Below are 18,800 nucleotides of genomic sequence, written 5' to 3'. Positions count from 1 at the left end.
TGAACCTTGCTATCGATTAACGGAAAGGGAATCTCATCCCTTTGCCAGCCTTGCTTAATTGCTTTAACATTTTGTTGCCTTTGCCTTTCGGCCCCATCATGTCGGAGAACTGCTTCATCACACGGCGCATCTCGTCAAATTGCTTGATCAAGCGGTTGACGTCGGCGAGCGTGGTTCCGCTGCCTGCAGCGATCCGTTTGCGCCGGCTGTGATTGATCATATCGGGATTCTGCTTCTCCTCTTTGGTCATCGAATGCACGATGGCCTCTACCCGGCTCATTTGCTTCTCGTCCACCTTGACGTTCTGCATCTGCTTCATCTTGCCCATGCCGGGGATCATGTCCATGAGCTGATCCAGCGGGCCCAGCTTCTTCACCTGCTCCATTTGCTCCAGGAAATCCTCGAACGTAAACTCCGCATTGCGCATTTTCCGTTCCATTTCCTTCGCTTTTTCCGCGTCGATGTTGGCTTGGGCTTTCTCAATCAGCGACAGCATGTCGCCCATGCCAAGAATCCGCGATGCCATCCGTTCCGGATGGAACGGTTCCAGCGCATCGATCTTCTCGCCAAGCGCGGCAAACTTGATCGGACAGCCGGTTACGGCCTTAACCGACAACGCCGCACCGCCGCGGGTATCGCCGTCGAGCTTGGTCAACACGACGCCGGTGAGCGTCAGCTGTTGATTGAAGCTCTCCGCAACGTTAACCGCGTCCTGACCGGTCATGGCGTCCACCACGAGCAAGACCTCGTCCGGGTTCGTCACTTCATGGATTTGCCGCAGCTCCTCCATCAGCTCTTCGTCCACATGCAGCCGGCCTGCGGTATCGATCAACACATAGTCGTTGCCGTTATCCTTCGCATGCTGCAGCGCCTGACGGGCAATTTCAACCGGGCTGTTGCCCTCCGGCAACGTAAACACCGGCACTTTGATCTGCTCGCCGAGCACCTGCAGCTGCTTGATTGCCGCCGGACGGTAAATGTCCCCTGCGACCAGCAGCGGCCGGTGATTCTCCTTCAGCAGCAGCTTGGCCAGCTTCGCCGAGGTTGTCGTCTTCCCAGCCCCTTGCAGACCCGCCATCATCACGACAGTTGGTGGCCGATTGCTGCGAGCCAGCTTGGCTTGGCTTCCGCCCATCAGCTCGGTCAGCTCTTTGTTGACGATATCGATGATGACCATGCCCGGCGTAAAGCTGTCCATCACCTCTTTGCCGACCGCCTTCTCCTTCACCTTGGCGATGAATTCCTTGACGACTTTAAAGTTGACGTCCGCTTCCAGCAACGCGAGGCGAACCTCACGCATCGCTTCGTTCACATCGTCCTCGGAAACTTTGCCCTTGCCGCGAAGCTTGCTGAACACGCTCTGTAAACGGCTTGTCAAACCTTCAAATGCCATACCTCGTCACCTCCATCTCTATAAGAATCGTTCCGTATTCCTATTGTCATCTTACAATTGCTCCGCCTCGCGAAGCAAATTTCTTGCGGTTTCTTTATGTAACGGGGACATGTCGCTGTCTTCGACCAGCTGCCCTAACCGGGACAACACGAGGCTCCGCGCTTCGTGCTTCTTCAGCAGACCCAGCTTCTCCTCGTACGTTTCCAGCATGCCTTCCGCCCGTTTGATATGCTCATAAACCGCCTGACGGCTGATCTCGAACTCAGCGGCAATTTCGCCCAGCGAGAAATCATCGAGAAAATAATATTTCAAGAACGTCTGCTGCTTCTCCGTCAGCAGCGCTTCATAGAAGTCAAACAAAAGGTTGATCCGGTTTGTCTTCTCAAGCCTATTCTCCTGACTCATCTGGGCACCCCCTCCGTCAAGGAAAAACACTTTACAGGCATCAACTTTTCCTATGATACCGAATGCCGAGATGGATGTCAAGCACTTTTCCTTAACATCAGTTCAGGACATAGCCAAAGCCGCTGTTCTATGCAAAAAAGCCGCTCCCAGTGCTTCGGAAAGCGGCTTGACGCCTAGTTCTCTTAATGATTCGGCAAGAGATACAGCAATATCGCAAAGAAATGCGTTACGCTGCCGCCGAGGACGAACAGATGCCAGATCGCATGGTGATAAGGAAATCCGCGCCAGACATAAAATATCGTTCCCAGCGTATACGCCAGCCCGCCTGCAACCAGCAGGACGATCCCTTGATGCGGCATCGCCGCGGTCAGCGGTCCCCAGGCAATCACGATTAACCAGCCCATAATCAAGTAGAAAAACGTCGATAGGAACAGGAATCTTTTGACGAAAAAGGCTTTAAACACAACGCCAAGCAGCGCGATCCCCCAGACGGTGCCAAACAGGCTCCAGCCAAGCGGTCCCCTAACGGCTACCAGCAGAAACGGGGTATACGTCCCCGCGATGTAAATGTAAATCGAGGAATGGTCGAAAAATTCGAACAAATCCTTCAGTTTCCCTTCCTTGAAGCTGTGCACGAGGGTCGAGCATAGGTATAACAGCAGCATGCTTGCACCATATATTGTAAAGCTGACAACGTGCCAAGCTGTGCCCTTCATGCTGGAAAAAACGATCAACAGCACTAATCCTGCCACACTGAGCAAGGCGCCGATGCCGTGAGTGATCGCGTTGGCAATTTCCTCACGGCGGTCATACGTATGTGTATTGGCCATCCTGTCACCTCCTAAAATTCTCTTGATTAGTTTGTCTTGCCGGGCGTTTGCCTATGAGCATCATACGAAGGAACCCCGCAATGTGTTACTGGGACTTGCCCAATTAAGCCTCATTGGGTTCCCCTTCAGCTTCTTCCTCCTCAGCAATCAAGCCGGCAAACAACCCATGCACGAATTGCTCGGAATCGAATTTTTGGAGATCTTCCATCTTCTCGCCTAGTCCAACGAATTTCACCGGAAGGCTGAGCTCTTGACGGATGGCGATGACAATACCGCCTTTAGCCGTGCCATCCAGCTTCGTGAGCACGAGACCGGTCACGCCGCTCTTCTCGCCAAACAGCTTGGCTTGGCTAAGCGCGTTTTGCCCTGTTGTTGCATCAAGCACCATCAGCACCTCATGCGGAGCGCCTGGAATTTCGCGCTGGATGACGCGGTAAATCTTGTTCAGCTCCTCCATCAGGTTCGACTTGTTCTGCAGCCGTCCCGCGGTATCGCACAGCAGAATATCGGCCCCACGCTGCTTGGCGGCTTGAACCGCGTCGAACATCACCGCTGCCGGATCAGAGCCGGCCTGTTGCTTGATGACATCCACTCCAACTCGATTGCCCCAAACCTCGAGCTGCTCAATCGCCCCTGCACGGAAGGTGTCGCCGGCAGCCAGGATGACCTTCTTACCCTGTTGCTTATAGAAATGGGCCAACTTACCGATCGTCGTCGTTTTACCGACCCCATTAACGCCAACGAACAAAATGACGCTGATCCCGTCCGGGTTCAAATGCATTTCGCTGTCCTCATCCCCGCGCAGCAGCTGGGTCAGCTTCTCGGAGAGCAGCGGCTGGAGCTCCGAGGCGTTCTCGATCCGGCGCTGCTTCACTTCGGCCCGCAGATCATCGATCAGCTTCATTACGGTGTTCACGCCAACATCGGCGCCAATCAAAATTTCCTCCAGCTCTTCGAAAAATTCCTCATCGATTTTTTTGCGCCGGGTTACGAGCTCTGTCACTTTTTCAACAAAGCCTTTCCGGCTTTTCTCCAGCCCGTCCCGGAACTGTTTCGTTACGGATTCCGTTTTAGATGCAATGCTTTCTCTCAGTTTCTTAAAGAAACTCATAGGAATATGTCCTCCTTCATCACTTCGAACTCAATTATCTCATACCGCAGGGGGCCTAAGCAATTTTCCGCCCCAGACCGCGTAAACACAAAAACGTGGCAGGAGAGCCAAGCTGTCGTCTTGACCCCCAAGCCACCGTAAATTGTATTTGAGAATGTTCTGTTGGCTTAAGCGATTTCGACCGTATCTTCGTCCTCCAGCTTCACCGAAACGAGCTTGGACACGCCGCCTTCCTCCATGGTCACCCCGTACAGCACGTCGGCTTCTTCCATCGTGCCTTTGCGGTGAGTCACCACGATAAACTGGGTTTGCTCCGAAAATTCGCGCAAGTACTGGGCAAAACGGACCACGTTGGCTTCGTCCAGCGCCGCCTCGACCTCGTCGAGCACGCAGAACGGCACCGGCTTCACCTGCAAAATCGCAAACAGCAGCGCCATCGCTGTTAATGCCCGCTCCCCGCCGGAGAGCAGCTGCAGGTTTTGCAGCTTCTTGCCCGGCGGCTGAGCCACCACATCGATCCCTGTGTCCAGCAGGTTGTCCGGATCGACCAAGATCAAATCCGCCCGCCCGCCGCCGAACAGCTTCGAGAAGACGATCACAAATTCGCGGCGAATGGCGTCAAACGTCGTTTTGAAGCGTTTGGACATCTCCTCGTCCATTTCGCGGATTACCTGGTACAACGTCGTTTTCGCTTCGACGAGATCATTCTTCTGCTCGCTGAGGAACTGATAACGTTCCGACACGCGGTTGTATTCCTCGATCGCGCCGAGATTCACTTCCCCAAGCAACGTGATCTGCCGCTTCAGCTCCTTCACGTCGGCCTGGGTCTGCGGCACATCCTCCGGCACGGCGTAACGCTGCTTCGCCAGCTCGTAGCTCAGCTCGTAATCCTCAGACAGCTTGCGCAGAATGTTATCCAGCTCCACGTCGAGGCGGTTCGCCTGGATTTCTGTCTGGCGCAACTGCTCCTCTACGGCCTTGAGCCCAAGCCGCTGCTCTTTCGTTTCGCTTTCGCCTTCCTCCAGCTTCTTCACAAGCACGGCGCGCGAAGCGCGTTCCAGCTCCAGCTGTTCGCTGGCCCGTTCCTTCTTCAGCTTAAAGTCGTTGAGCTCTTCCCGTTGCTTCACGGTCTGCTCCTCGTTTTGCTTCAGGTCCGCTTCAATCGACTGCAGGATCGTGCGGGTCTGCCCCAGCTCACGCTCCTGCACCTTGAACTCTTCCTCCGCGCGGCGCAGCTGCTCACGCAGCGACTGGCATTCCTGATCCAGCTTGCCTTCCCGGACCTTGAGCCCGGTCAGCAAATCCTGCAGCTCCTCCTTGGCCGATTCGCTAGCTTTACGCGCGAACTCGGCTGCCCGGATCGACTGCTGCACCGTTTGCTCTTCTTTCTCCAGCTCAACGAGTCGCGCTTCCGCCGCGGTCTTTGTCGCTTCAAGCTCCTCGAGCTCTTTCAGGTAGTGGCCTTTCTCCTGGCCATAGAGCTCAAACTGCTCGGAGACACGGCGCCATTCGTGGTCGATCTGTTTCAAATCACCGGCGCATTCTTGCTCCTCTACCCGTTTGGCATCGCCGGCTTCCCGCAGTCGCGTTAACTCGCTTTCGGCCTTGGCCAGCTGACTGCGTACGTCTGCCAACCCTTTGCGCAGCTTGTCCAGCATTTCCTCGCTTTCGCGAATATCGCCGGCAAGCTGGTCGAGCTGGCGTTTACGCCCCAGCAGGTTGCTGTTCTTGCGATGCTGGCTGCCCCCGGTCATCGAACCGCCGGCATTCACGACATCGCCTTCCAGCGTCACGATCCGGAAGCGGTATTGCAGCCGTGCGGCCATTTTGTTCGCCCGCTCCAGATCGCTGGCAAAGACGACATTACCGAGCAAGCTGCCGACAATGTTCTCATACCTCGGCTCGTAGCCCACCAGATCGGCTCCAATGCCGATGAATCCGTCCGCTTCCTCCAGTAGACGTTTGTCCGCTGCGGAAATCTGGCGCGGACGAATTACGTCGAGCGGAAGGAAGGTCGCTCGGCCCAGCTGCCGCTGCTTCAGAAAGGCGATCGCCTGCCGCGACACCGCTTCGTTTTCCATGACGATATGCTGCATCGCAGCGCCTAGCGCCGTCTCTACGGCGACTTCAAGCTTCTCCGGCACCCGAATCAGCTCCGCGACAGCACCGTGGACACCGGACAACGTCGACCGTTTGGCCGCCTTGAGCACTTCCTTAACGCCCAAGACAAACCCGTCGTAGTCGTCCTCCATCTCCTTCATCGTGTCGCGGCGGGAAACCAACGCTTCGCGCTTCTGTTCCCACTTGCGGATGTTGCTTTGGCTTTCTTCCACAAGCTTCTGCAGCGAATTCACCCGTTCGCTTTCCTGGATGTACTGTCCGCGCAAATCGGCAATCTCTTTGCCCAGCTTGTCTAGCACCTTCTCCAGTTCAGCCTTGCGCGCTTTGAGCCGTTCCAGCTCCTCCGTCCATTTGACGCCTTCCTCTTCCGCGCGTTCCATCCGGCGTTTCACGCTTTCCTTCTGCTGTTCAGCATAATGGATCTCGTTGCGCGCTTGCGCCATCTGGTTCATGATGTCCAGCAGTTGGCCTTTCAGGCCGTCCTCCTGCGCTTGGCTGATGCCGCCGGTCACCCCGATCAGCTTCGCCTCTTCGGCCGCCAGCTCATTACGCAGTTCATGAAGCTGCTGCTCCGCTGCGGCGAATTTGGCTGCCAGCTGCTCCTTTTCCTGCTGCCGCTGGGCGAACCGCTCTTCACTAATCTCCAGCGATTGAAGCAGCTGCTCGCGATTTTGCGTCAGATTTTTAGCGCGTTCCTTCAGCACTTCGCCGTAGCCTTCGCTTTTCTCGTAGCTTTCGCTGTATTCGAGCAGCTGACTTTGCAGCAGTTCGATTTGATCCTCAACCTGACGAAGGGCCAGCCGGTCGCTCTCCAATTTGGCATCATGCGCGGAAACAACGGTCGACAGCGCCAGCTGCTCCTCCTGCAGCTTGGCCAGCTTGGCGTTGGCCTCGCTCCACGATTCATGGATTTGCTCGATCTGATGCACATATAGCGAAATTTCTTTATTTTTTAATTGCTCACGCAATTCCTTGTACTTCAGGGCTTTCTCCGACTGCTCCTTCAGCGGCTCGATCTGATCCTCCAGCTCGGACACCAAGTCGTTGATGCGAAGCAGGTTCTGCTCGGTTTCATCCAGCTTGCGGCGGGCGTCGCGTTTGCGGCTCTTGTATTTCACAATCCCCGAAGCCTCTTCAAAAATGCCGCGGCGGTCCTCCGAGCGTGTGCTCAAAATTTCCTCAATCCGGCCCTGCCCGATGATAGAGTACGCTTCCTTCCCGATCCCCGTGTCCATAAACAGCTCGGTGATATCCTTCAGCCTGCAGGGCTGCTTGTTGATGAAGTATTCACTGTCGCCGCTGCGATGGACTCGCCGGGTCACCGTCACTTCGCTGAAGTCAAGCGGCAACGCTTGATCGGTGTTGTCCAACGTCAGCGATACCTCACTGTAATTCACGGCCTTGCGCGCGTCACTGCCGGCAAAAATAATATCTTCCATCTTCCCGCCGCGCAGCGACTTGGCGCTTTGCTCCCCGAGCACCCAGCGGATCCCGTCGGAGATGTTACTCTTACCGCTGCCGTTAGGTCCAACCACGGCGGTAATTCCGCGGACGAATTCCATCTCCGTCTTATCGGCGAACGATTTGAAGCCCGCTAACTCTATCCGTTTCAAAAACATACGTTCACGATCACCTCTACCGACTATTGTAACATACCCCAAGCCCTGGAGGACAGGCTATCCGTCGCGGAAGATTGCGCGGCATGACGCTTCTCTCATTCGCTTGAAATTTAAGGCACTTTTTGCTAGTGTGATAGAAAAAAATCCAACCTCTTATATCGGTAAAAGGAGCAACATTGATGAGCATAAAAAAACTTTCCCGCCTGGCCGGCATCATGATATCTGTATGCCTTGGGACGGCTTCCCTCGGATCGCCGGGACTGCCAGTGGCTTCCGCTTCGCAGACGCAGGCGGGGAAATCCGTAACTGTGACCGTAGGGGGGCAATCCGTTGCCTGGACAACCAAGCCCCTCATTTATCGCGGCGTGACCTATGCCCCTTTGCGTGAAGCGGCGGAATACCTGGGTGCAGAAGTACGATGGAATACTACGAAACGTGCTGCCGAACTTCGGGTACACGGGGACACGATCCTGCACCGCACGGGTACGGATCTGTTCAGCGTCAACGGCAACCCGCTCCGGATCGGCGTAAATTCGTTAGATCAAGGCGGCGTCACCTTGGTGCCTTTGCGGGCTTTAGCCGAAGTGATGAAGGCTGAGGTGGATGCCGTGGCAATGTCAGGAACGATGCATGTTGCCTTGACCCCGGACGCAGCGACAATCCGTTCTTCGGAAACCGAGGTAGCTGACCGCTATTTGCAGGCCCAAAAGTATTCCGGGATTGCATTGATTGCTAAAGATGACCGGATTCTGTTGCGCAAAGGTTACGGATATGACGGCGATAACCAGCTCGTTCGGGCCGATTCGAAATCGCGCATTGGTTCTCTGACCAAATCGTTTACAGCGGCGGCCGTCATGAAGCTCGCGGAGGAGGGAAAGCTTCACCTAGACGATACATTAGAGTCGTATTTCCCCGGTTTTCCTAGTGGGGATCGGATTACTATTCACCTGCTGCTATCCCACCTGTCCGGCATCAACCCCAACTTTCCACGTGTTGCGGGCATGACCTTGCAGGATACGATCGAAGCGATCCGCTCCAAGCCGCTGCTGAGTGAACCGGGCAGTAAATTTATGTACAGCAACAGCGGTTATGTCGTGCTGGCAGGGATCATCGAGAAAGCCTCGGGGATGAGTTATGGGGAATATCTGAAGCAGAGCATTTGGGAGCCGCTGGGTTTAAAAGACACCGGCGAAGCGAAGCCCTCGATTCCGGTCCTTCAGGGCTACGTTAGTGCCGGGGACCAACTCTGGGCGCCGGCCGGCCCTTATATCTCACAATCCGGGACCGGCACGTTATACTCCACTGCCAACGACATGTTGACGTGGATCGCCTCATTTGAAACGGAACGCGTACTTAGCCAAGCGTCGATCGACCAAATGTTCACCCCGTATTCTGAGAAAAATTACGGCTACGGCTGGATGATTCAGCAGGAAAACGGGACAACACGCGTCTTCCACAATGGCAGCGGTACCGGCTACGCCACCGGCATGTCCCGGGAGCTCGGCGGCGGGTATACGATCATTCTGCTTGGCAATCATGCCGGGATGGATACGCTGACGTTGATGACCGAGCTCAGGATGCAGTTGCCGTAAATCTTAACAGAGCCTCTGAACGAAACATAACTAAGCTTAGGAATTTCTTCTATTTTAGAATGTTACAATTTAATCTTTTAGATCAAAGTCAAACAGAACATTGAATTTTTCTCAATACTTATAACCCCCTTCTTCATACTTAGTAGTAAGATCAACTAGACATAGTGTTCATTTTCGTTTGTAACACGATGTTAAGTATATCAATATATTAATCTTGCAGATGAATTTCTCTTAAATCAGGAAACTGCGGGATACAGTTATCTTGGATTTATATCCTAGGGAAAGCTCACCTGCAATAATCAATAGGTGGGACTTAGGATGGAAAACAATAAGTTAATTAAACTGCAAGTTGAAGAACCAAGAATAAAAAGCGCAACTAACTTTTTACAAGACAAGGGGGTTTCACTCGAACTAAATAGTCCTCAACTTTACAAATATAAAAATACTAAGTATTTAATCTTATCTGCTAAAAGTAAACCTGAACTTTTTGTCCTGTCTTATAACGAAAATGATGAACTAGTGGAAGTAACAACGAAAAGTACACTTCTGAATCAATCGGGGAATGTAATAGAAAATCACTTCACAGCATGCGCTGCAGCTAAAATAAAACCTAGCTTGTGTATCAATATGTGCACCAATAATATTAAAACGTGTGAAACAGATTGCTTTCCTATTGACGGCGGGATACCCACATAATACTAATTTATATTTTTAGCTTCTTCTATTCTTTGCTTCAGTTGGCGCTTTTTTTCTTCTAAACGTAAAATCTTTCGCATTGTAATAAATGACAAAAAACAAAACAGAGTATATTTAGCATTTATAAAGTCCAAATCGTTATCATAAACAAACTTATTCACTCTCTTTCACCTCTTTTGAACAGAACCTGAGCAATACGCTTTCCTAAGAAAAGCTGTTGTTCAGGTTCCTCTTGTAATGAATGAACTTCAAAATAGTAGTATGATGTCTTATCCGTTTTATTTTTTTATTACGTAACATTATATTCTATTTCAAAATCATCTTAAAGGAGAACATTTCTATGTCAAGTTTATGTAGACATAAACTATTAAAAAGCATTCAGGCGGTTCACGGCGCCGTAATTTCTTATGCCAACTGTGTCTGTGAAGATATTTCTGAAAAGGAAAAGGAAATTTTTTTTAAGTTCGGATTGGAGCTAGCCGTGCAGTTACAAGAATTACGGAGACTTTATATTTCCCTGTATCAATTTGACCCATTAAGTGGGATCCCCACAGTAGATACTCAATGTTGTACCTCAAAAATAAATCACTCAGAACAAAATAAAACCGATAAGGATTGAATATCTCCAGTGGTTTAAAGTAACTAACAGCACGATCGGTCTGATCTAAGAGAAGAAGGCCTCCCTGATCAATCTTGGGATGCCTTCTTCTCTTCCATATTCACTTCTCATGCAATGTTCAAAGCTCAGAGCTCTTAAGCAACTCCAGCGCCACGGCGGCGGCCTGCTGCTCGGCTTCCTTCTTGGATCTGCCAGTACCCTGGCCAAGCGGACGCCCATCCATGCGGACCTCCGCAACGAATTCGCGCTCATGGGCCGGTCCCCGTTCTTCAATGATCCGGTATTCCAATGTGCCCATGCCATGATGCTGCGTCAGCTCCTGCAGCTCCGTTTTGAAGTCGCCGGTTGACAGCTTGCCATCAAGGGTCAAATTAGGGAATACATGGCGATGAAGGAACGCAGTAACTGCTTCCAGGCCCTGGTCCAAGTACAAAGCGCCAATAAAGGATTCGAACACATCCGCGAGCAGAGCAGGACGAGTTCGCCCACCCGTCAACTCCTCGCCTTTGCCTAGCAGGACGTATTTTCCAAACTCCAGGTTTTCGGCGAATTTCACGAGCGACGGTTCACAGACGATCGCGGCGCGCAATTTGGTCAGCTCGCCTTCAGGACGATCCGGGAATAACCGATATAAATGCTCCGAAACGGTCAATTCGAGAACGGCATCGCCCAAGAACTCCAGCCGTTCGTTATCCTCATATTGACTGAAGCGATGCTCATTCACGTATGACGCATGAGTGAAGGCTTGTTTCAGAAGCTGCCGATTTTGGAATGCCAGTTCAAGTTTTTGCTGTAACTGCTTCAGATCTCCATTCACCGGACTTAACCCCTTATGCTTCGTATTTCTTCATGATGATCGTGGCGTTGTGTCCGCCGAATCCAAACGAGTTGGACATCGTGACGCGGACATCCGCACGTCTGGCTTCGTTCGGAACGTAGTCCAGATCACATTCCGGATCCGGATGCTCCAAGTTGATCGTTGGCGGAATGATGCCATGCTTCAAGGTGAGCCCGCAAATGACGCCTTCCACCCCGCCGGCAGCCCCAAGCAAGTGGCCGGTCATCGATTTCGTCGAGCTGACCGCCAATTTATAAGCATGGTCTCCAAACGCACGTTTGATCGCAATCGTCTCCGAGCGGTCGCCAACCGGGGTCGATGTCCCGTGGGCATTGATATAATCCACTTCTTCCGGCGCAATCCCGGCATCGCGGATCGCCATCTTCATGCAGCGTTCCGGTCCGTTGGGATCCGGCTCCGTCATATGGTGAGCGTCCCCGCTCAAGCCGTAGCCGATAACTTCACCGTAGATTTTAGCACCGCGCTTCTGTGCATGCTCCAGTGATTCCAAAATCAGAATCCCGGCGCCTTCGCCCATGACAAAGCCGTCTCGTTCCAGATCAAACGGCCGGCTGGCTTTCTCCGGTTCGTCGTTGCGGGTCGACATCGCCCGCATCGAGCAGAATCCCGCCATACCGGTCGGACGGATCGTTGCTTCCGCGCCTCCGCAAATCATCACATCGGCATCACCCCGCTGGATAAGCTTGTACGAATCGCCGATGGAATGAGTTCCGGTCGCGCACGCAGTTACCGCCGTCGTGTTCGGACCCTTCGCTCCAAACATGATCGATACATGGCCCGAGGCCATATTGGCAATCATCATAGGAATAAAAAATGGGCTGACGCGTTTTGGACCTTTCTCCAGCAAAATATTGTGCTGGTCTTCCCAAGTTCCAAGACCGCCGATCCCCGAACCAATCATAACGCCAACCCGTTCCGGATCGGCCGTCTCACCGATGGTGAGTCCGCTGTCTTTCATGGCGCTGATTGCCGCAGCGGCTGCAAATTGCACGAAGCGGTCCATCTTCCGCGCTTCCTTCCGATCCACATAATCCTCTGGATTAAAATCTTTCACGGAGGCGGCAATTTGCGTCGGGTATTCGCTGACATCAAACGCTTCGATTCTCGAAACGCCGGATTTCCCCTGAACAAGGTTATTCCATAGCGTATCGAGGTCTTGTCCTAGCGCCGTCACGACCCCCATTCCTGTGACTACTACTCTATGCTTCAAACACATTCACCTCGTATGGACTTCATGTGTACTAATCATTCTAAGTTCTTAAGCACGAATGCTTGCAGAAGCTGAAGATGAGGAGAAGTCCCGCCTGCTATGTAGGAGGTACGGGACTTTTGGATGACATTAGGTATGAGATTGTATGTAGTTTACAACTTCACCTACAGTCGTAATCTTCTCTGCATCTTCGTCGGAAATTTCCAGATCGAATTCATCTTCCAATTCCATGACCAACTCAACTACGTCAAGCGAATCCGCACCCAAGTCGTCTTTGAAAGACGCTTCCAGCGTCACTTCGGCTTCATCAGCGCCGAGGCGATCCACTACAATGCGTTTTACGCGATCCAAGATATCGGACATCCGGTTCACCTCCTCTTTGGTATTATAAGAGATTTGAAGTTAAAATGCCATAGAAGCGAAAGGCGTGATTTTTACATATACATTCCGCCGTCTACGTGCAGCGTTTGACCGGTCATATATGCCGCGCTGTCCGAGGCGAGGAACAGAACCACGCTGGCGATCTCCTCAGGTTGTCCCAAGCGGGCCAATGGGATATCCGCCAGCAGCTTCTGGCGATACTCCTCCGGAAGCTCGCCCGTCATATCGGTATCGATAAACCCGGGGGCGACGCAATTCACGGTGATCCCGCGCGAAGCCAGCTCGCGCGCCGATGATTTGGTCAAGCCAATAACCCCGGCTTTGGCGGCGACATAGTTCGCCTGACCCGCATTGCCGAGCACGCCGACCACCGAAGAGATATTGATAATTCGTCCCGAGCGCTGCTTCATCATCGGGCGGGTCACGGCTTTGATGCCGTTAAATACGCCTTTGAGATTCGTCTCGATGACTTGATCAAATTCTTCTTCCTTCATGCGCATAATTAAATTATCTCTTGTAATCCCTGCGTTATTCACGAGAATATCGATCCGGCCCCACGCATCCAGCATGGATTTCACCATTTCCTCGAACTGCTCGCTGCTGCCTACATGCGCTTTAACCGCGTAGGATTTCACACCAAGCGCCTCGATTTCGGAAACGACGCGGGCGGCGGCTTCTTCATTCCCCGCATAGTTTACAACAACGTCAGCTCCCGCCTCGGCCAAAGCAAGCGCAATGCTGCGGCCAATTCCACGTGAAGCCCCCGTGACCAAAGCGGTTTTCCCTTGCAGCGGTTTGCTCATACGGTTCATCTCCTTTCGCCTAACCTATGCGAAGCATTTAAAAATCAAAGCTCTAGATTGCCTCTATGATCCTATCGCCATTCTTTGCGCCAAGCGGCACCTTTGCGGCGATGGTAAAACCTAAGGCTAAATCGGCCTATTCGGTTAAAGCTGCAGCCGTTTGTTCCAGGCTGTCCAATCCGCTAACGTTAAACAGCCGCGCCGATTTATCGATTTTTTTGATTAATCCGGTTAAGACGCTGCCAGGCCCGATCTCTACGAACGTATCCACGCCTTGGGAAAGGAGCCAACTCACGCTATCCTCCCAAAGCACAGGAGAATAAACTTGACGAACCAGCAATTCGGCAATCTCTGCCCCGCTTTGTACGGGACGAGCCGTCACATTAGCGACAACCGGCACCTTGGCATCGCTGAACGAAGCAGCGGCCAGCCGTTCGCCCAGCCGTTCCGCAGCCGTCTTCATCAAAGAAGAGTGGAACGGTCCGCTGACCTCCAGGGGAATCGCCCGTTTGGCCCCGATTTCCTTCACCCGCTCAATGACGAGGTCAACCCCTTCTCGGCTTCCCGAGACCACAATCTGCCCAGGGCAGTTCACATTCGCCAGCTCAACTAGCGCACCGCCGGCGGTAATGTCGGCGCACAGCTTGGCAAGCGCGTCCCGTTCGCCGCCAAGGACGGCTGCCATCGCGCCTTGCCCGCCCGGCACCGCTTGTTCCATATATTCACCGCGCGCACGTACAAGCTTCACGGCATCTTCGAAGTTAAGAACGCCGGCTGCGGTCAGCGCGCTGTATTCCCCCAGGCTGTGGCCGGCTACATAGTCCGGCTGAAAGCCTTTGGCCGCAAACGCCTCATACAACGCCACGCTAGTCGTTAAGAGCGCAGGCTGCGTATTGGCCGTTTGCTTCAGCTCCGTATCCGGGCCGCCGAAGATCAGATCGGTGAGCTTGAAGTCAAGCTGCTCATCCGCAGCTTCAAACCGCGCCCGCGCCTCCGGCAGCGCGTCATATATATCCTTGCCCATTCCAACGCTTTGGGAACCCTGTCCCGGAAAAACAAAAGCGGTTTTGCCCATCCTGTGCACTCCCTATCGTAAAAGTCCGGTGAATGACCATCCACCCGCATGTCCTATGGCGAAAGCCTAGATTACCATACGAGTACGGATGCGCCCCAGGTTAATCCGCCCCCGAAGCCAACCAGCAGGATGGTGTCGCCTTCCTTCATGCGTCCATCCTCTGCCGCTTCAACCAGAGCCAGCGGGATCGAAGCCGCCGAAGTGTTGGCGTATTTATCCACATTGATCACGCATTTCTCCTCCGGCAGATTCAGACGCTCCCTCGCCGATTGGATGATTCGGATATTCGCCTGGTGAGGGACAAAGAGATCGATGTCCTCTTTGGTCTTCCCTGCTTTGCGCAGCACTTCTTCGGTTGCCGTTCCCATCACGCGTACGGCAAACTTGAACACCTCGCGGCCATTCATATAAATGTAATGCTTGCGATCCGCCACAGTCGCCTCCGAAGCCGGAAGCCGGGAACCGCCCGCTTCGAGCTTCAGCAACTCACCGCCGGCCCCTTCCGCGCCGAGATCGAAGGACAAGAACCCGCGGCCTTCCGGCACCTCGCCGAGAACGACAGCCCCGGCTCCGTCCCCAAACAAGACGCAAGTGTTCCGGTCCGTATAATCCGTGATGCGGGACAAGGTATCCACACCGATCACCAGTGCATTCCGGTACATTCCGGTCTGAATGAATCCGTTGGCGGCGGCCATCCCGTAGACAAACCCCGAGCAAGCAGCGGACAAATCAAAGGCGGCCGCCTTTTTCGCACCGAGCTTATCCTGCAAAATGCAGGCGGTCGAAGGGAACGCCATGTCCGGGGTAATTGTAGCCACGATGATCAAATCCAGCTCCTCAGCCCGCAAACCCGCAGAATCCAACGCCCGAACGGCCGCTTCATAAGCCAAGTCGGAGGACGCTTGGTCCGGTGCGGCGATATGCCGTTCTTTAATTCCTGTACGCGAAACGATCCATTCGTCGTTCGTATCTACGATTTTCTCCAAATCGGCATTCGTCAGCACCTTTTCCGGAACGTATTTCCCGGTCCCGATAATTCCAACCGAACGTAATTTTGTCACGATCGTCATTCACTCCCCGCTGATTTCACGTGCTATACTCTCCGTCAATTTGCTTTGCAGCGCCGTTCGCGCTTGGCGTACAGCGTTCTTAATGGCCCCTCCGTCAGAGGAGCCATGTCCCTTCACGACCAACCCGCTTAATCCCAGAAGCGGCGCTCCGCCATGCTCCTTGTAGTCAAGCGTCTTCTTCAAGCCGCGCAGCGACGGCATTAACACAGCTGCAGCCAGCTTGTTCTTCAACGATTTCGAAAATTCCTTCTTCAGAATCGAAAACATTGTGCCCGCCGTACCTTCCAGCGATTTCAGCAAAATATTTCCCGCAAAGCCGTCACACACCAGTACGTCGCAAGCTCCGGTCAAGATGTCCCGGGCTTCCACGTTCCCAACAAAGTTGATCGGCATCGACGTAAGCAGCGGGAAAGCCGCTTTGGTGAGCTCGTTTCCTTTCTTCGCTTCGGTGCCGACATTCAGCAGACCCACCCGCGGTTTGTTGATGCCGTGCACCTTCTCGCGATAGATACTGCCCATCAGAGCATATTGGGCTAAATGCTCCGGCTTCGCATCCATGTTGGCACCGAGGTCGAGCGCTAACACGCCGCGCTCGTCCACCGTCGGGATCATCGGCGCGAGCGCGGGCCGCTCGATCCCTTCCATCCGCCCGACCACCAGCAGTCCCGTGGTCATCAGCGCACCGGTGTTGCCGGCGGAGATCATCGCCTCTGCTTCCCCTTCGCGGACAAGCCGTCCGGCGACGACCATCGAGGAGTCCTTTTTGCGGCGAACCGCCTTAACCGGCTCGTCCTCCGCTTCGATCACTTCGGACGCGTGATAAATTCGTAAATTTGCCGGCGCTCCTTGCAGCATCGGCTTCAGCACTTGCTCATTACCAACCAGAATGATTTCGGTATCGCTCCATTCCTTGGCTGCGGCCAGTGCACCTTGGACCGTGCTCTGCGGCGCGTGATCCCCGCCCATCGCATCAATGGCGATTCTCATGCTGACTTCTTCCTCCTTCTGAAGTGTCCTCCCCGGTGGACCGGTAGATGACGAAATTCCCCTGGAATACCATTTCTTCGCCTACGTAAGTAAAGACCTCAACCTTGGCTTTGCCTTTTTGGCCGGAATTAGGTCTTACATAAGCTTTCGCAATGCATTTCTCTCCGAGATGCACCGAACGGATAAACCGGATGTCTGCAGAGAACGTCAAAGCGATTTCATCGTTGATCACAGCCACCGCCAAGGAGTTCGCCTGCGCGAACACATGGTGTCCACGGGCGATCCCCGTTCGGGAGAACACATGCTCCTCGCGGATTTCAAAGATAGAGATCCCGCTCTTGTCCAGCTGCAGATCGACGATTTCCCCGATGACCTCATGCAGCGGCAAGGAACGAACCTGGTCGTACGACCGTTCCGCCATCAGCTTCATCCGCTCCCGAAGCTCTGGGATGCCCAGCTCCATGCGGTCAAGACGGATCGTCTGAATGCTGACTTTCAGCTGACGGGTCAGCTCTTGGTCCGTAATAAACGGGTTGGCTTCAATCATTTGGACGAGCTGCTGCTGCCTCGCCCGCTTCGGCAAACGTTCGATGGGTATCCCCCCTTTTCAGCAAGCAATGATGGTCTATCTATAAATAACGTTCCCTTATATGTAATAGTTGGCGAAGCTTTTCTTTAGAACCTGGTACTAAAATGTAGTATAAAGCATCCCGTTCCAAAAGAAAAGCGAAATTGCCATAAACCTGACGGGAGGCCGTGACAACAAAGACAAAAAAAATAGCACCTCATCGAAATGAAGTACTACTTTAAGTTGTTGCCTAAGCTTATTGGCCAATGATTTCTCTCGATTTGTAAGTTCCGCAAACTTTGCAAACGTGGTGAGCAAGCTTCAATTCTCCGCATTGTTCACATTTTACCATGCCCGGCACAGCCAATTTGAAATGCGTGCGGCGTTTGTCGCGGCGCGTTTTGGACGTTCTCCGTTGAGGTACTGCCATGGTTCCCACCTCCTTATTCAAGTCAACCCTAACCGGGGCTTTATTTCTTGTTTACTTGCTTATTTTTTGAAAAAATCGCCGAGCGCTGCGAGTCGCGGATCGATCTTGTCCGTATTGCAGCCGCAATCCCGCTCGTTCCGATCCGTTCCGCAAACCGGGCACAGCCCTTTGCAAGATTCCTCGCACAGAGCGGCATACGGAAGATGAAGCAACAGCGTCTCTTCCACGTACGGCACGAGATCGACTTTGTCGTCGGCGACATAATGCAAGTCATCGTCTTCTTCCTGCGCCTGTACGTCTGTCTCGGGATCGTCGCCTTGTTTGAAGCTTTCTGAAAACTCCGCTTGCACGACCTGCTTCAAGGGCTTCAGACACCGGGAACAGGTCATATCGAGCTCTGCAGTCAGCTGGCCTTTGACATCGACAACGTCTCCGCCTGCGGCTTCCGCCTGCAAATCGACCTGAAGCGGACTGATCGCGGTAATGTCCCTGCGACCTTTAACGACATGGCTTACGTCCAAGGCTTGATGAATCTTCACCGGAGCTCCGGACGAGTTCACCTGACGTAAATGAATAATCATCAGCATCACTCCAAACAAACAAAAGTTATTATACCGATTTTAAGTAAGTTTTGTCAACAATAAAGCGATTTTCCCGCGGAAAAGCCGCAGCCGACTTCATCCTTGCCGTACCGCGGGGATTTCGTGGTATATTGTGGTATATTCATAAATAAAAAATCGAAACTATCACCCCGGAGAATAAGGAGTCGAGTCCTTTGAAGATCGTAGGGATCATCGTTGAATATAATCCGCTGCATAACGGTCACGCCTACCATTTCGCCGAGGCCAAGCGACTGACTCAGGCGGACGCGGTCATCGCCGTGATGAGCGGCGATTTCCTGCAGCGCGGCGAGCCGGCGCTTGTCGACAAGTGGGCGCGGGCCGAGATGGCCCTCCGCCTCGGGGTCGACGTGGTGCTGGAGCTGCCGGTCGCCTACGCGGCCCAGCCGGCGGAGTGGTTCGCCTACGGAG

The 18,800-nt window shown here is 53.3% G+C and carries 20 protein-coding genes; 4 read left to right on the top strand and 16 right to left on the bottom strand.

Translation table 11 applies throughout. The features are described from left to right. Positions 1–16: 16 nt before the first annotated feature. The 5 genes from ffh to smc form a co-directional block, all read right to left on the bottom strand. Positions 17–1,393 (bottom strand): signal recognition particle protein, encoded by a 1,377-nt coding sequence (ffh, locus tag POTG_RS01275; RefSeq protein ID WP_009222976.1) that lies wholly within the window; start codon positions 1,391–1,393, stop codon positions 17–19. A gap of 51 nt (positions 1,394–1,444) precedes the next feature. Beyond that, a complete protein-coding gene (locus POTG_RS01270; RefSeq protein ID WP_009222975.1) occupies positions 1,445–1,798 on the bottom strand; it encodes a putative DNA-binding protein in 354 nt (117 codons plus the stop codon). 182 nt (positions 1,799–1,980) lie between these two features. Then, positions 1,981–2,628 (bottom strand): PAQR family membrane homeostasis protein TrhA, encoded by a 648-nt coding sequence (gene trhA, locus POTG_RS01265; protein ID WP_009222974.1) that lies wholly within the window; start codon positions 2,626–2,628, stop codon positions 1,981–1,983. A gap of 103 nt (positions 2,629–2,731) precedes the next feature. Next, entirely contained in the window at positions 2,732–3,739 is a 1,008-nt protein-coding gene (ftsY, locus tag POTG_RS01260) for a signal recognition particle-docking protein FtsY (RefSeq protein WP_009222973.1), read from the bottom strand. Between the two features lie 167 nt (positions 3,740–3,906). Beyond that, the gene (gene smc / locus POTG_RS01255; RefSeq protein WP_009222972.1) at positions 3,907–7,479 is read right to left on the bottom strand and encodes a chromosome segregation protein SMC; all 3,573 of its coding nucleotides are present in this window, start codon (positions 7,477–7,479) and stop codon (positions 3,907–3,909) included. A 179-nt stretch (positions 7,480–7,658) separates the two neighbouring features. On the opposite strand from smc, the gene POTG_RS01250 reads away from it, so the two are divergent. Beyond that, positions 7,659–9,071 carry a serine hydrolase gene (locus tag POTG_RS01250; protein WP_009222971.1) on the top strand — a complete coding sequence of 471 codons (1,413 nt, stop codon included), beginning with the start codon at positions 7,659–7,661 and terminating at the stop codon, positions 9,069–9,071. Between the two features lie 318 nt (positions 9,072–9,389). Beyond that, positions 9,390–9,767, top strand: coding sequence for a hypothetical protein (locus POTG_RS01245; protein WP_036643731.1), 378 nt, complete (start codon positions 9,390–9,392; stop codon positions 9,765–9,767). A gap of 2 nt (positions 9,768–9,769) precedes the next feature. On the opposite strand, the gene POTG_RS23520 is transcribed toward POTG_RS01245, so the two are convergent. Next, positions 9,770–9,928, bottom strand: coding sequence for a hypothetical protein (locus POTG_RS23520; protein ID WP_157273275.1), 159 nt, complete (start codon positions 9,926–9,928; stop codon positions 9,770–9,772). Positions 9,929–10,107: 179 nt separating this feature from the next. On the opposite strand from POTG_RS23520, the gene POTG_RS01240 reads away from it, so the two are divergent. Next, a complete protein-coding gene (locus POTG_RS01240) occupies positions 10,108–10,386 on the top strand; it encodes a hypothetical protein (protein WP_016312473.1) in 279 nt (92 codons plus the stop codon). A gap of 118 nt (positions 10,387–10,504) precedes the next feature. On the opposite strand, the gene rnc is transcribed toward POTG_RS01240, so the two are convergent. The 10 genes from rnc to POTG_RS01190 all read right to left on the bottom strand — a co-directional run bounded on the left by rnc (position 10,505) and on the right by POTG_RS01190 (position 18,350). Then, the gene (rnc, locus tag POTG_RS01235) at positions 10,505–11,203 is read right to left on the bottom strand and encodes a ribonuclease III (protein ID WP_009222970.1); all 699 of its coding nucleotides are present in this window, start codon (positions 11,201–11,203) and stop codon (positions 10,505–10,507) included. Positions 11,204–11,216: 13 nt separating this feature from the next. Next, the gene (gene fabF, locus POTG_RS01230) at positions 11,217–12,455 is read right to left on the bottom strand and encodes a beta-ketoacyl-ACP synthase II (RefSeq protein WP_157273274.1); all 1,239 of its coding nucleotides are present in this window, start codon (positions 12,453–12,455) and stop codon (positions 11,217–11,219) included. 129 nt (positions 12,456–12,584) lie between these two features. Next, positions 12,585–12,818, bottom strand: a complete 234-nt coding sequence (gene acpP / locus POTG_RS01225) for an acyl carrier protein (protein WP_009222968.1) — start codon at positions 12,816–12,818, stop codon at positions 12,585–12,587. Between the two features lie 71 nt (positions 12,819–12,889). Further along, positions 12,890–13,639: a 3-oxoacyl-ACP reductase FabG gene (fabG, locus tag POTG_RS01220; protein ID WP_009222967.1), complete on the bottom strand. Its 750-nt coding sequence runs from the start codon at positions 13,637–13,639 to the stop codon at positions 12,890–12,892. A 136-nt stretch (positions 13,640–13,775) separates the two neighbouring features. Then, on the bottom strand, positions 13,776–14,714 hold the full coding sequence (gene fabD, locus POTG_RS01215) for an ACP S-malonyltransferase (protein ID WP_009222966.1): 939 nt from the start codon (positions 14,712–14,714) through the stop codon (positions 13,776–13,778). Between the two features lie 71 nt (positions 14,715–14,785). Further along, a complete protein-coding gene (locus POTG_RS01210; RefSeq protein WP_009222965.1) occupies positions 14,786–15,784 on the bottom strand; it encodes a beta-ketoacyl-ACP synthase III in 999 nt (332 codons plus the stop codon). Further along, on the bottom strand, positions 15,785–16,771 hold the full coding sequence (plsX, locus tag POTG_RS01205; RefSeq protein ID WP_009222964.1) for a phosphate acyltransferase PlsX: 987 nt from the start codon (positions 16,769–16,771) through the stop codon (positions 15,785–15,787). Next, entirely contained in the window at positions 16,755–17,354 is a 600-nt protein-coding gene (fapR, locus tag POTG_RS01200; RefSeq protein ID WP_009222963.1) for a transcription factor FapR, read from the bottom strand. The genes plsX and fapR overlap by 17 nt, the downstream gene beginning before the upstream one ends. 241 nt (positions 17,355–17,595) lie before the next feature. Beyond that, a complete protein-coding gene (rpmF, locus tag POTG_RS01195) occupies positions 17,596–17,769 on the bottom strand; it encodes a 50S ribosomal protein L32 (RefSeq protein WP_009222962.1) in 174 nt (57 codons plus the stop codon). A 59-nt stretch (positions 17,770–17,828) separates the two neighbouring features. Next, positions 17,829–18,350 carry a YceD family protein gene (locus POTG_RS01190; RefSeq protein ID WP_016312480.1) on the bottom strand — a complete coding sequence of 174 codons (522 nt, stop codon included), beginning with the start codon at positions 18,348–18,350 and terminating at the stop codon, positions 17,829–17,831. Positions 18,351–18,544: 194 nt separating this feature from the next. On the opposite strand from POTG_RS01190, the gene POTG_RS01185 reads away from it, so the two are divergent. After that, positions 18,545–18,800 (top strand): nucleotidyltransferase family protein (locus tag POTG_RS01185; RefSeq protein ID WP_009222960.1); only part of this gene is annotated, 256 nt, incomplete at its 3' end.

Source organism: Paenibacillus sp. oral taxon 786 str. D14 (genome assembly GCF_000159955.1).
In the GTDB taxonomy this organism is placed as follows: Bacteria; Bacillota; Bacilli; order Paenibacillales; family Paenibacillaceae; genus Fontibacillus; species Fontibacillus phoenicis.
This window is presented reverse-complemented; position numbering and strand designations above follow the sequence as displayed.